General features: G+C 41.7%; 9 protein-coding genes, 2 pseudogenes and 1 other annotated feature. Of the genes and pseudogenes, 7 read left to right on the forward strand and 4 right to left on the reverse strand.

Translation table 11 applies throughout. The features are described 5' to 3' along the window. Positions 1-3: 3 nt before the first annotated feature. Positions 4-1,191: an MDR family MFS transporter gene (locus JCM14108_RS09080; protein ID WP_035180333.1), complete on the reverse strand. Its 1,188-nt coding sequence runs from the start codon at positions 1,189-1,191 to the stop codon at positions 4-6. Between the two features lie 247 nt (positions 1,192-1,438). On the opposite strand from JCM14108_RS09080, the gene JCM14108_RS09085 reads away from it, so the two are divergent. Further along, entirely contained in the window at positions 1,439-1,864 is a 426-nt protein-coding gene (locus JCM14108_RS09085) for an OsmC family protein (protein WP_035180336.1), read from the forward strand. Positions 1,865-1,930: 66 nt separating this feature from the next. On the opposite strand, the pseudogene JCM14108_RS09090 reads toward JCM14108_RS09085, so the two are convergent. Together JCM14108_RS09090 and JCM14108_RS09095 are read right to left on the reverse strand one after the other, a co-directional pair. Next, positions 1,931-2,409, reverse strand: a pseudogene (locus JCM14108_RS09090) (C40 family peptidase). A 64-nt stretch (positions 2,410-2,473) separates the two neighbouring features. Then, complete coding sequence (locus JCM14108_RS09095; protein ID WP_035180338.1) at positions 2,474-3,379, reverse strand: GH25 family lysozyme; 906 nt, start codon at positions 3,377-3,379, stop codon at positions 2,474-2,476. Positions 3,380-3,806: 427 nt separating this feature from the next. Between JCM14108_RS09095 and JCM14108_RS09100 the strand changes: the two genes are divergently transcribed. Next, the gene (locus tag JCM14108_RS09100; RefSeq protein ID WP_035180349.1) at positions 3,807-6,416 is read left to right on the forward strand and encodes a YfhO family protein; all 2,610 of its coding nucleotides are present in this window, start codon (positions 3,807-3,809) and stop codon (positions 6,414-6,416) included. A gap of 218 nt (positions 6,417-6,634) precedes the next feature. Continuing rightward, positions 6,635-7,536 (forward strand): annotated as a pseudogene (gene gnd / locus JCM14108_RS09105) (phosphogluconate dehydrogenase (NAD(+)-dependent, decarboxylating)). A gap of 68 nt (positions 7,537-7,604) precedes the next feature. Here gnd and JCM14108_RS09110 read toward each other — a convergent pair. Beyond that, the gene (locus JCM14108_RS09110; protein ID WP_035180340.1) at positions 7,605-8,279 is read right to left on the reverse strand and encodes a GntR family transcriptional regulator; all 675 of its coding nucleotides are present in this window, start codon (positions 8,277-8,279) and stop codon (positions 7,605-7,607) included. Between the two features lie 488 nt (positions 8,280-8,767). Between JCM14108_RS09110 and JCM14108_RS09115 the strand changes: the two genes are divergently transcribed. The 4 genes from JCM14108_RS09115 (at position 8,768) to JCM14108_RS09130 (ending at position 13,417) form a co-directional block, all read left to right on the forward strand. Beyond that, positions 8,768-9,946, forward strand: a complete 1,179-nt coding sequence (locus tag JCM14108_RS09115) for an acetate/propionate family kinase (RefSeq protein WP_235807093.1) — start codon at positions 8,768-8,770, stop codon at positions 9,944-9,946. A gap of 70 nt (positions 9,947-10,016) precedes the next feature. Further along, positions 10,017-10,263 (forward strand) — a binding site (T-box leader). A gap of 72 nt (positions 10,264-10,335) precedes the next feature. Continuing rightward, positions 10,336-11,082 carry an isocitrate lyase/phosphoenolpyruvate mutase family protein gene (locus JCM14108_RS09120; protein ID WP_035180344.1) on the forward strand — a complete coding sequence of 249 codons (747 nt, stop codon included), beginning with the start codon at positions 10,336-10,338 and terminating at the stop codon, positions 11,080-11,082. Continuing rightward, on the forward strand, positions 11,069-11,974 hold the full coding sequence (locus JCM14108_RS09125) for an isocitrate lyase/PEP mutase family protein (RefSeq protein ID WP_191978548.1): 906 nt from the start codon (positions 11,069-11,071) through the stop codon (positions 11,972-11,974). The genes JCM14108_RS09120 and JCM14108_RS09125 overlap by 14 nt, the downstream gene beginning before the upstream one ends. 132 nt (positions 11,975-12,106) lie before the next feature. Then, complete coding sequence (locus JCM14108_RS09130) at positions 12,107-13,417, forward strand: MFS transporter (protein ID WP_051996119.1); 1,311 nt, start codon at positions 12,107-12,109, stop codon at positions 13,415-13,417. Positions 13,418-13,446 lie beyond the last annotated feature (29 nt).

Consider the following 13,446-nt stretch of genomic DNA (forward strand, 5'->3'; position numbering starts at 1 on the left):
CTCCTAACGATAAATCGTTGCTTGTTGATGATTTGCCCGCCAGACTAAAATAATACTCAGCCAGACCACGAAGATAGCGATTGCGGCGACGATAAATAAGAAAATATATGAACGCGCTTCAATAATGATACCGCCCAATAGCGGGCCGAGTGCCCGGCCGGCAGATGACCACGAATTGACTAATCCCTGATAAAGTCCCTTTGCTTCAACGGGCGTGAGGGTGTTTACCAGCGCGGGAATTGTCGGGAAAGTGATCGCTTCACCAATTGTTAACACGATCATTGCTATCACAAAGTATAAATAGGTGTTGGCAAACACAAGTACGATAAAGGACAACATGATCATCAAGACGCCAAAAAGAATTTGTAGAATCAAGTTTTCATAGTAACGGGCGAGCCAATTGACAAATATTTGAATGATCACAATAAGTCCGGCGTTAATTGTCCAAAGAAAAGAGTAGTTGCGTAACGGAATATTTAAGGTAGTCATATAAACAGACAAGTTTGATACCCACTGCTGATACATTGTCCAAATAATCAACAGTGAGATGAAAAAGGTGGTTAAAATAAGAGCGTTTGGCTTTGGTAAAGTCTGCCTTTGCCAACTTGTTTTTAGCCCATCACCAATTTTTCTACGATGAGTATTTGCGGCTGGCCGGTACTTTGTCAAGACGACAAGTAAAAAGAAGCCAAATAACCCGCTGGCGATGATGAAAAGCAACGTGACGCTGATGCTGTAGACGAAGCCCACCAAAGATGTGCCGACAACCACGCCCAGGTTCTGGGCGAAATACAGCATATTAAAAACATAGCGGCTGTCAACGGTTGTAATGCTGGTGCCAATTGAATTGACAATCGTCAGATTCCATCCGGATGCCAGACCATTTAGAAAAAGCAGACCGCCAAAAATCGGCCAGCCATGAAAGAAAATGAGGGCAATCAATGAGACCATTGCCGTAATAACGCCCCCAATAATTAAATGATAGGGATTTTTCCGATCGTATAGATAACCGCCGATATAACTGCCTAAAACGCTTGCCAGCGAATTGAACAAAAGAACGATGCCAACCACAGTTAGTGAAACGCCTAAGTGATTATGTAGATAAACACTGGCAAGTGGCCAAATGAAGCTCATACCAATGCTGTTTAAAAGCACACCAAATACCAGCCACTTCAGTTTGATACTTTCCAATTTTTCTCCTCCCTTAGTTTGTGAATTCTAACAGTTATTTTACCAAAAACTACCTGATTTAGTTAGCTGTGTTGGCTAAAGTAACCGCTGTCATTTGTGGAGCTGTTTGATGGACTTCCGATTACAAATAACATAAGATTAAATTGTAAACGTAAGGGAGTGGCAGCGCTGAATCATAAAATGCGCTTGACGCCGGCTTACTTATCGATGATCAGAATGGTTTTAGTTAATTTGGAGGGATTTTAATATGGCTGTAGATGGATCACTTTATCATACTGAAATTGTTAATGAACACGGTTTAACCGGACAAAGCTATGTTCGCGGTAACGAAGGCTTGGCACTGGGAGTTAGCAGCTCATTATTAAACAGTCCAGGTACCAACCCTGAACAATTTATCGGCTTTGCACTGAGTACTTGTTTTAATGCAACAATTGGAATTGTTGAACGTCAGCACAAACTTGAACCAGACAGCATTATTCATACGGGCGTCGATATTGTAAAAGATACGGTCGGCTATAAGTTTATTGTTCGCTGTCAGATATTCTTTAACAAATTAGACAATGACCAAGGGCAAAAGATGGTTGATGAAGCCTTGAATCAGTGCCCGGTTGCCAAATTGCTAAAAGCAAATGAAAACGTAACATTTGAAGTCGTTGATCAGTTTAGTTTCTAGCATTAATGACAAAGATAAAAAACAAGTTGCCGGATCTTTCGCCGGTAACTTGTTTTTGTTTTGGGCTTAATCGTATGATAAATCAGTTGGATGTGAAAAACCAACAACGTGCCACCAAGGTGCGTAAACTTGTTCAGTAACCACACCGCGGTTTTGTGAATCAATCATCCGGCCATTGCGATATACATCCCAACGTGGGAAATATTTGACTTGCTTGAGCCAAAGTAGACCAAATCACCTTTTTGGATATTTTTCTTTGAAACCTTTTTTGTGCCGTTGTACTGAGCTTGTGCGGTTCTTGGTAAGGTTTTGCCGATAGCTTTTTTGTAAACATATTTGGTGAAACCGGAACAATCAAAGTGGGTTGGTCCGACAGCACCATAGACATAGCTGGTACCCAAGTGTTTCTTGGCTTCTTTGTAAACAGCTGAGTAATGTGGTTTGTCAGTGCTGTCGGCGTTTACTGCTTGCGCAAAGGAAAATGCAGTTACCGCAAAGCTAATTAATGCAACAACGACTAAAAGTGGTTTTAAAGCTGATTTGATACTTCTATGACTGTGACTGTGTGACAAGACAATAATCCCCTTCTATAAATACGACTTTTTAAATTTAATTGGAAACAAATGCTTTATTAGCAGTGATATAGTTGCCATTTGTTAATTGAAACCTGTAAGCACCACCGGTTGAACGGGTGACAGCTTTTACAGATAATGTTTTACCAGCAGCTAATTTAGTAATCCGACTTTTGAAATTAACATCCTGGTACTCATAAATGTTTCTTGTAATAGTTACCTTTTTAGATGCTGGTACTGCCGTGTAGTAAGTTGGCTTGGCCGTATCAGCAGATCCAGCTTTGAACCAAGAATTGACAACTGACGAATTAAGCGTTTTGCTTAAATCAACGTTGCCGCTGATACCACTGACCCGTCCTGTTGATGTATATTGCCAAAGATCTGCTGAAGCAGTTGGCTTCTTAGAATAATTGGCAATCCATGAACCATCAAATTTTGAATAGTTGATTTTATGAACAGCAACATAGTTATCGTAAGAATAGTAAATCAATGGTTTATTGGTGAGCTTTCTCATTTGACTCAGCCATGCGTTGACGTAGGATTGCTCGGAACCTTTGCCTTTTCGATGTTCATTATCCAAAACATAGAACCGCGCGCCGGCATTGGAGCGTTTATAAAAATCCCGAGCCTCTTTTTTGGCATCGGCAACACTGCTGAATTCAGCGTAACCATATTGACCAAATGGCACGCCATATTTTTTGGCGCCGGCCGCGTTGACGTTTCGCTTGGAGTCGATTCGGAAATCGGCATCGCCGGTATCACCATGCTGAACCCGGATAATGGCATATTTTAGAACTTTGGATGCTTTGCTCCAATTGATATTTCCCTGGTATTGGGAAACGTCGGCGATTTTTGTTTTACTTGCACTGACCGATGTACTAATGGTAAAGGCTGCCAAAGCCCCCATAAACAGGCCAGCCATTTTTTTGAAATTAAATGTCATCTCATTGGTCCCCCTTATAAAACTACAAGAATAAGTATAGGAGAAAAATGCTACATAACAGTCTCAAGATTGTTTCATAAAGATTAAACATAAATTTCACAGTTTTTTCACATTTGTGCGTTATTGATCCGACGGGAATTAAAAGCAATATCAATAAACTAAAATTAAAAAAATATTTTAACTTTTTTTTCGTAAATCAGCTAAATTTTGCTAAAAATCAGTTAAAAATAGCTTAACCGCTCGCAAATATTACAAGTTAAGGCGGTTAAGCGTAATATTTTCAAAAAATGATAATTGTTGGTAAAAAAAGAGTTTGTTTGCGTATTTAAAAATTGAGTGGGTTATACTAAATAGGATTCTGATATCAATAATGATTGTGGAAAACCAACTTGAAATAAAAAGTGATATTTGGAGAGATTTTGAAATTATGTTAACGAAAATGCGAATGCATCAGCGATTTAATTACTACATATCGATCACAATCCTACCAGTGGTCGTTGTCAGCCTGTTGTTTATAATAATTGGTATCGCGCCATTTGGTTCAAAAAATTTGTTGATCAGCGATTTGTCAACTCAGTACCTGCAATTTTTTGCCGAATTGAGGCGGCAGCTGCTGCACCTTTCTTTTTCAAGTTATTCTTTTTTAATTTCAATCGGGGACAGCCTGGTTCCGGTTTATGCCTATTATCTATTAAGCCCACTTAATCTGCTGGTTGTCTTTTTTGAGCCGGCCCATCTGCCAATTGCTATTGATTTAATCATTTGGCTGAAAATTATTCTGTGTAGCGTTTCGATGAGTACCTTTTTGGCCTATAAATATCGGCATTATGATTTTATGGCTGCGTGTGGTGGCCTGGCTTATGGCCTGTGTGGCTTCGTATCTATGTATTTTTACGATTTAATGTGGCTGGATGCTTTGATTCTGCTGCCGATGATGATTTATGGTCTTGAGAAGCTTTATTATCAAAATCGTTTCTGGTTATATGTGGGTGGTTTAACGGCCATTATTATAACCAACTATTATATGGGATATATTATTTGCTTGTTTAGTGTGATTTATTTCCTGTATTTAATGGTTAAGGAGCAGCCGGCACGGCTCTCATTGGGGATATATCTAAAGCAACAGCTGAATCGGATTGGCCGTTTTTTGTGGTATTCACTACTGTCGGGGATGCTATCGGCCGTTGTTTTAATACCCACGGCCATTTCAATGATGTCAACCGGCAAAAAGGATATTCATCTGCGGAATTTTATTTTAAAGGGAACCTTTGGACCGAGTTTTACTGTTAATCTCGGATTCGGCGGTAATGATTTTGCGGGGCGACTGGTGCACAATCCCAGTATGTTTACCGGTTCTTTATTTATTATTTTGGGAATTGTTTATTTCTTTTCCAAAAGCGTGTCCAATCGTGATAAACAGGCAGCCGCTTTTCTACTAGGCAGTATTTTTATTGGGATGTGGTTGTTACCATTGAATACGGTTTGGCATTTGTTCCAGCGACCAGCCGGGTTTCCGTTTCGGATGGTATTCTTATTCAGCTTTGCGTTGGTAATGGTGGCTTATGAAGGCTACCTAAAGGGCATCTTTAAGGATTCAAAACTGATTGTTCTCGCAACTGCTGGATTGGGAGTTGCGATTTCAATCGGTTATGCCTGGGCGGCTATTTTTCAGGAAAAGATGACGCCGTACAAATTTGCAACGCCGCAGCTTTCCGCTAATAATTTTATCTATGTGTTGGTGCTGGGCTTTTTGATTTTGACGGCCATTGCGATCATGTCACTGACAAATCGTCAGGCTTCCGGCAAGGTGATTCTTACCAGCATTTTGATTTTTGAATTAATGATGAATTTTTTCGTAGCGACGATGAATGCACCATTTGTCAATCAACATCAATTTGAAACTCAATACCGGCGCTCCAGACAGGCTATTCAGCGGGTTCAGCATCTAAAATTCACGCAGAATAAATTTTATCGCTTGTTGGTTCTGGATCAGCCTTACCGAAATATTTACCGAATTCCTTACAGTGGTTATAATGATTCACTGCTTTTTGAAAATCACGGTATTAGTTCATATAGTTCGACGCTGAATTCTCATACGCACCACGTTTTGGCTAGTCTAGGGTTTTCCAGTCGAAATATTCGGCGAATTGATATGTTGGGTGGCTCGATAATTACTAATCATCTGTTTGGGATTAAATATTATTATGTTATCGGTCAACACATGCAAAAACTATTTGTCAGACAGAATGCCGCCCAGTTAGGTTTTATGACGCATCAACAAATGCGCCATTTAAAGTATCATTCCAACCAGGTCTTTGATAATCTTAATGCGTTGGTTCAGGCCGAAGCTGGCAATAATCGGCAATATCTTTATCGGCCGACGGTTACCGATTATCAACAGTCACTAATCAAGGGGAACCACTATTATCGGCTGCAGATTCGTGCCAGAACCAGCGGTCCGCACTACCTTTATATCCCCAAAATCAGGCTGTATCATGTGACAATGTGGGTAAATGGCGCTAAGTTGGCAAAAACTTATAGTGGTTTGGGAACGGAAATGATTCCGATTGGTTACTTGCAAAAAGGTCAGGTAGCGACAATTCGACTACGATCAACTAAATTATTAAAAACGGTTCCTAAAATAACAATGGGCGTTGATTTGAAAAAATTTGAAGCCGTCGCAGCTCAAACAAGAAAACATCAGTTTCAATTACAAGATGCTCAAAATATCAATGAACATGGCGGCCATTTTCGGGGAACGGTTAACGTCTCAAAAAATAGCCGGATACTCTTAATGAGCTTTCCTTATGATCGGGGCTGGCAGTTGCACGTGGATGGAAAACCCCATCCGATCATAAAGGTTGCAGATGGCCTGATAGGTGCTAAACTAACAGCGGGAGAACATCACTTGGCCTTTAACTACCACATCAGAGGCTTGGTGCCTGGTTTTATTATCACAATGATTGGGTTGGTATTGTTGGTAATTTCAAGGTGGTGGAAAGAAAAAAGCGTAAAATTTGTAAAACATTTACATTAGTTGGTAAAAACAGTTACGTACCTGTTGAACTTGAACTAATTGCTAAAGCGCTGATATGAAAGTGATAGTAACCTGTTTTAAAATGAATTTACACAAAAATAAAATAATCTGAAAAAAATTTACGCACAATGCTTGCGAAAATTCTTTTCAGATTATATAATAATTCTCGTAAAGAACAGTTGAGAACTAGTATATTAGACGAAAGAGGTACGATTCTTATGCAAATTGGTATGATTGGTTTAGGAAAAATGGGTCTTAACCTGGTTAAGAACATGATCCGTAACGGTAATGAAGTGGTTGCATTTGATTTAAACGAAGATAACGTTAAGCTTGCTCAAGAGGCCGGTGCAACACCAGCTTCAAGTAATGAGGATCTTGTTAGTAAATTAGATGCCCCTCGCACGGTTTGGATTATGGTACCGGCCGGCAAACCAACTGATTCAACAGTCCAAGAACTTATCGGTTTGCTTTCAAAGGGCGATTACCTGATTGACGGTGGTAACTCATTCTATGAGGATTCAATTCGTCATGGCAAGTTGGCTGAGGAAAAAGGCATTAACTTCTTTGACTGTGGTACTTCGGGCGGTCAAGACGGTGCTTTAAACGGTGGTAACTTTATGATTGGTGGTACCAGCGCCGAAGCTTTCGAACACTTGAAGCATTATTCGATGGCATTTCACAAAAAGATGGTTACCTTTACACTGGCAAACCGGGTTCAGGCCACTATTTAAAGATGGTTCATAACGGCATTGAGTACGGTATGATGGAAGCCATTGGTGAAGGCTATGATGTTTTGGATCACAGTCCTTTCGATTATGACAATGAAGCAGTTGCGAAAGTTTGGGTAAATGGTTCTGTTATCCGTGGCTGGCTTATGGAATTGGCACAGGAAGCCTTTGCCAACGATGCCAACTTGGATCAGATCAGTGGCAAGATGTTCTCATCTGGTGAAGGTAAATGGACAGTCCAAGAAGCGCTCAAGCAAGGTATTCCGGTTCCAGTTATCACTGATTCATTGTTTGCCCGTAATCGTTCAATGGAACAAGATACCTTTACAGGCAAGGTTGTTTCAGCATTACGTCACGGATTCGGTGGCCATGCAATGGATATGAAGAAGTAATTGACTTAAAAAATAACACGAAAAAAGATCGAGGCAAATTGGCTTCGATCTTTTTGTAGTACTGAAAATTAATTTTCTTTGTAATTCTTAAAATAGTCCGGGTAAGCATTCAGGACCCCTTGTTTTTCCAAGAGCATTAAATGTAGATGTTGGGTTATCAGAAAATTTAAATCATCAATATCTTGATTAAGGACTGCATTATAAATTCGCTGATGTTGAGTTAACAGCGTGCGCCAGTTAAGGTTACTTTCTTTTAATCGCAGTCTGCGGAATCTGTTGAGTTGGGTATTGTTAATTTGCAGCCACTGCCAGACTGTGTCTTTGTGGACGACTTTATAAAATTCGTGATGAAAGTTTTGATCCAAATCAAAGAATTTGTCAGTCTCGTTATTCCTTGCAGTGTTGGCTTGAGCTCTTAAGTTGTCTGCCAAAATACTTTTGGTACTTTCTGTCATTTTTACGACGGCATCAACCATGATATTAGGCTCAATGCAGTTTCGCACAAACTGGGCATCTTTTGCATCTGCCATATCAATTTTAGTGATATAGGTGCCGCTCTGAGGTATCACTTCAATCAACCCTTCACGTTCGATGCGGATAATTGCCTCTCTAACAGGCGTTCTACCAAGGCTTAATTCTGAAGAAATTGTTTTTTCAGAGATTTTTTGCCCGGGGATGTAGTCAAAATGAATGATTTTATATTTAATTTCGTTGTAAGCATCGCTTCGCATGTTATCCATCATAGGTTTGCTCTCCTTTTTATACGAGTTTTATCTTAGCATAATCTTGTTCAAAAGTTAACGTAAAGAGGTTCCCTTAAAAGAGACCGACGTTCAAAAAACGGCATCTGCCAGAATTAGTGGATGTGACAAATAAATTCTGGGAAATTTATGCTGAGTACGCGAGGGTAATGTGAACTAATGAAGACGTCTACTGGGGAGTTACCGATGGGGCTTTATCGACAATTGGTGTCTTAGCTATCAATATTTGGATTTCTACTGCTATTCGGACGTTTGTGGACAAATACCACAAGTTGGTTCCAATGCCTGTGGCTCGTTCCTTTTTTGGAAAAACTGTGTGTTATTAAAAAGTTTTGCTTGGAAAAGCGTTAGTATTAAATACCAAAATGCGCAATAGCGAATCATGTCACAATCTCCGAATAAATAGTATACTATAGGCATGGATCCGTTTTCACAATGAATACAAATCATAAATGTCGGGGGTTAGTGCTATGTCCAAAGTTTTAATTGTTAACGCGGGAAGTTCTTCTTTAAAGTTCAAGTTATTTGAAATGCCAAAGGAAACGGTTCTCGCGGACGGTCAGGTTGAACGGATTAATCTGCCGGGCTCGATTATTAAGATCAAGTACGGGGACGGCGAGACGTTTAAGCAGGTTGAGGACAATGTTGATTATGAACGTTCGGCAGCAATTATGCTGAATAATTTAAAAGATCTTGGCGTCATTGACCATCTCCACGATATTGATGCAGTTGGTAACCGGGTAGTTGCCGGCAGCACTGTTTTTGATAAGGTTGCCAAGATTGATGATAAAGCACTGAACTGGATTAATGAACTAAGTGAAATTGCGCCGATTCATAACCCGGTAGAGGCCGAATACATTCAGATTATTCGCCGGATTCTGCCGGAAACTGATCAGTATGCGATTTTTGACAGTGCTTTCTTTAAAGACGTGCCGGAAGTTAATGCAATTTATGGCATTCCGTATGAATTAACCAAGAAATTTACGATTCGTCGATATGGCGAACATGGTATTAATCACGGTTACATTACGCAAAGGGCTCAGGAATTACTGGGGTATAAGACTGCTAAATTGGTTACGTTGCATTTGGGATCCGGTGCTTCCGTTGCTGCCGAAAAAGATGGCAAGTGTGTTGATACGTCAATGGGCTTTACGCCAATGAACGGTTTGACGATGGGCACCCGTTCCGGTGATGTTGACCCGGCATTGGTACCATTCTTTATGAAACGCATGGGGGCTTCGGCTGAAGAAGTAATTGAAATGTTTAATGACCGTTCCGGCTTGTTGGGGATTTCGGGAGTTTCTTCAGACATGCGGGATTTGGAAAGCTCAGATGATGATCGTGCTAAATTGGCGCTGGATATCTTTGTCAATCGAACGGTTAAATATGCGGCCAGCTACATTACGGAACTTGGCGGCGTTGACGCAATTGTCTTTTCCGGTGGCATCGGTGAACATGATAAGTGGGTCCGTGAGCAGGTCTGCAAGAAGCTGGAGATTTTTGGTATCAAGTTGGATGATGCGTTGAACGAAAAGCAAGCTCCCGGAGATTTAAGTACTAAAGATTCTACGGCAAGAATTTTGTTGATTCCAGCCGATGAAGAATTGGCAATGGTTCGGGACGTGGCTGATGAAATGAATGCTGATTAAATTTCTTCAAAAAATTGTTTACAATTAGAAAATAATGAGTTATCATACTTAACAATTAGAAAACGTTAAGAAAAAAGCAACGAAAAGCAGGAGTAGATGATTTTCCTCGTTAAGAGAGCTTCTAATTGGTGAGAAGAAGCCTTGGGAGATTGTCGAAAGTAGGCTTTGAGCTGTAGATGCGAATGATTCATTGAGTGTCTACTGGATGCCACCATTACAAGGCCAACGACTACAATGACAAGTTGTGTTCGTTAAGATCGGCTCTTTTGAGTTCGATAAAATCAAGGTGGTACCGTGCGTTAAAACGCGCCCTTCGATGTATATTCAATATATACTCGACGGGCGCGTTTTTTGTTGCTTTCTTGTTGTTATGAAACGGAGGACTATGTATGACAATTAATAACTTATTAACTTATTTGGATCATCGGCCGGAGACGATTATGCCGGCATCAGGAGATGGTCGGACATTCAGTGCTTTGAGTAAAGAAAACTTTCCTGCCATTTTAATTGATGGAACGTTAACCAGTCAAAATCTGATCGCTGAAGATTCCCAGGGAATGCTGACATTATCGGAATATGCCAAATTTTTGCGGGATATGCGGTTAAAAAAGACCGGTTTATTGATTGCCGACCTGCAGTCGGGATTTGGAAATCCGTTGAATACCTATTACGCTGCTAAAGAATTAGAGCGCTCCGGCGGCGACATTCTATTACTCAATGACCAGACGTATCCGGCCCACACAACGACCGAGCCGATGACGACAACGCCGGAAGAATTGATCGGTAAGCTTCGGGCGGCCAAAGACAGCTTGGAAAATCCGGCAACCCAAATCTGGATTAAGTTGGAGGGGCTTCATTCATATGGCATTGAAGGCTTAATTAAACGCATTCAATATTTAGCCAAAGCTGGTGCCGATGCAATTGTCATTGATCACTATGATAACCAGCAACTATTGCAATTGACCCAAGTTGGACTGCCACTACCGCTCTTGGCAACCTGGGAGCCGGGAATTGATCAAATCGACGGTATTACCGGCTGGCTTGACAAAGGATACCTGTCAACGGTTATTCAGCGGGCGCAGAGCCAAGCAATTAATTTTATTAAACAGGGAGGACTTGCCTATGCTGAAAAATGAACGAATGAGAAGGCAATTTAAAGATGAAGTTATGAGCGGTCACATTGTTCGAATGATGGTGACGCCGGACGCATTGGCAGCAAAAATTGCGGCATCAGAAGGCGCCCAGGCGGTCTTTTCCGCCGGTTATGCGACAAGTGCCTCGGCTCTGGCAATGCCCGATCGGGGAATCACCGACTTCGGGATATCACTGGAACGCTGCCGCCAGATTATTAATGCGGTGGACATTCCGGTATTTGCGGATGCCGATACCGGTTATGGCGATTTGGATAACATCAAACGAACCGTTGAAAATTATGAGGCAATCGGGGCTGCCGGCATGTTTATCGAAGATCAGGTTTGGCCAAAACGTTGTGGTCATATGGACGGCAAAAAAGTGGAACCCGTTGAGGTCTTGGAAGCTAAGATCAAAGCCGCCAAAGCCGCCCGTAAGCATGACAACTTTTTGATAATGTCTCGAACGGATGCCCGGGCAGTCTACGGTTTGGATAACGCGATTGCCAGAAGTAAACGATACCAGGCGGCCGGTGCAGACTTGATTTTTATTGAAGCACCACAAAGTGTTGCCGAGCTTAAGAAAATTCACGAAGCTTTTCCAAAAACGCCGTTAATGGCCAATATGATTGAAGATGGCAAGACGCCGTTAACCAGGACTGAGGATTTGGAGCGGCTGGGCTTTAATATTGTAGTTCACCCCACCGCTATGACTTATGCACAGGCCTTTGCCGAAAAGACGCTAATTGAAACGCTGCGGCGGGATGGGACGACCAAAGCCTATAAGAATCATATGATTACCTTTCCGAAGTTCAATGAATTTGTTGGTTTGGATAAGGTGAATGCCCGGGATGCCAGCTATTCGCCCGAAAAAATGCGGGCTGAATACATGAGCTGACAGGACACCGGTCAATTTCCACATAGCACCCGAATTGGGTGATACACATAGAAATAAACATAAACAAGCATTGTGTACACATAGAACATCATCACACATAAAAAAATAACTTGCCAAATGGAGGAATTGCCAATGGCTGATAACATATATCATCAAAGTAATGCTTATTCTTTAGAGACCCGATTAAATGATGCCCGGGAAACGCCACTATTTTATAAAGTCTTTGCATTAGCGGGTGCCGGGATGATTCTGGATGCCGCCGACGTTTATATGGCAGGCGCAATTAACAGTACGCTGATTCAGGACAAATTCGCGAGTATTTCCCAAGGGTCGCTCTTTTTATCCAGTGGTTTTCTAGGACTCTTTGTTGGCTCAATTCTAGCGGGCTATATCGGTGATTTTTATGGTCGGAAACTATCTTACCATTTTAACCTGCTCTTATTCGGCCTCTTCACGCTGCTGTCAGCTTTTGCGCCGAATATGACCATCTTGATTGGGTTGAGATTCTTCGCGGCGGTTGGCCTGGGCGCTGAAATTGTGACCGGCTACGCGGTGGTTAATGAATTCGCACCGATTAAACGTCGGGGCCACTGGTCGGGAATGACGGCAATTGTCGCCAATACCGGCGCTCCGATCACCTTACTGATCGCTTCGTTTATGATTCCCCGCTTCGGCTGGCGGTCGATGTTTATCACAATGGGCGTTTTAGCCCTGATCCTATGGTTGGCCAGAAGACATTTTCCGGAATCCCCTCGGTGGTTGTTGGCAAAGGGGCGGACTGAGGAAGCTAATCAAATCATTGAAAAACTAACGATTAATGGTCTTTATGAAAAAGATGAGTTAAAGGATGCCGATGAGCCGACTATTCACATTTCATTTGCCCGTGGTCTGTTTATCGCAATTGTTGCGGTTAGCGCGACGCTGTTGTGCCAATATACATTTACCTCCTGGGTACCGACATTACTGTTAAAGCAGGGAATTAACGTTGTTGATTCAATCGGGTTCTCAGCCATCATGATGATCGGTGCGCCGATTGGTTCGGCTATTGGTGCCTTGTTAGTTGATAGAACCGGCCGCAAGCGGCTGATTTTAACGGCATTTATTGCAACGGCTGTTTTGGGCATTGCTTATGCTTATGAGCGGAGTACGCCCGGTATTCTAATTAATGGTTTCCTGTTGACAATTACGTTATATATCTTGGTAGCGTCGGTTGTCAGTATCTATACGAACGAACTATTTGAAACTTCCCATCGGTTCAGGGGTGCCGGGATTGCCAATGGCACGTCCAAGTTGTTAAATGTGTTGATGCCGACATTTGTGGCCATGATGATTACGCAGGTTTCACCGTCGTTTGTTTATTATGCTATTGCCGGGTTGGCTATTATTGCTGCAATTATCATCTGGCTGTTTGGCCCGGAAACGGATCAAAAAGCAATTAAATGATTTTATAAATAAAAGCCTTCGCATTTTCG

This window comes from Lentilactobacillus farraginis DSM 18382 = JCM 14108 (assembly GCF_000583655.1).
Lineage (GTDB): Bacteria > Bacillota > Bacilli > Lactobacillales > Lactobacillaceae > Lentilactobacillus > Lentilactobacillus farraginis.

Bases quoted from the DNA above. Each gene is read 5' to 3' on its own strand.
- JCM14108_RS09110 (WP_035180340.1), bottom strand. From the start codon at position 8,279: ATGATGGATAACATGCGAAGCGATGCTTACAACGAAATTAAATATAAA.
- JCM14108_RS09120 (WP_035180344.1), top strand. From the start codon at position 10,336: ATGACAATTAATAACTTATTAACTTATTTGGATCATCGGCCGGAGACG.
- JCM14108_RS09100 (WP_035180349.1), top strand. From the start codon at position 3,807: ATGTTAACGAAAATGCGAATGCATCAGCGATTTAATTACTACATATCG.
- JCM14108_RS09115 (WP_235807093.1), top strand. From the start codon at position 8,768: ATGTCCAAAGTTTTAATTGTTAACGCGGGAAGTTCTTCTTTAAAGTTC.
- JCM14108_RS09085 (WP_035180336.1), top strand. From the start codon at position 1,439: ATGGCTGTAGATGGATCACTTTATCATACTGAAATTGTTAATGAACAC.
- JCM14108_RS09095 (WP_035180338.1), bottom strand. From the start codon at position 3,379: ATGACATTTAATTTCAAAAAAATGGCTGGCCTGTTTATGGGGGCTTTG.
- JCM14108_RS09125 (WP_191978548.1), top strand. From the start codon at position 11,069: ATGCTGAAAAATGAACGAATGAGAAGGCAATTTAAAGATGAAGTTATG.
- JCM14108_RS09130 (WP_051996119.1), top strand. From the start codon at position 12,107: ATGGCTGATAACATATATCATCAAAGTAATGCTTATTCTTTAGAGACC.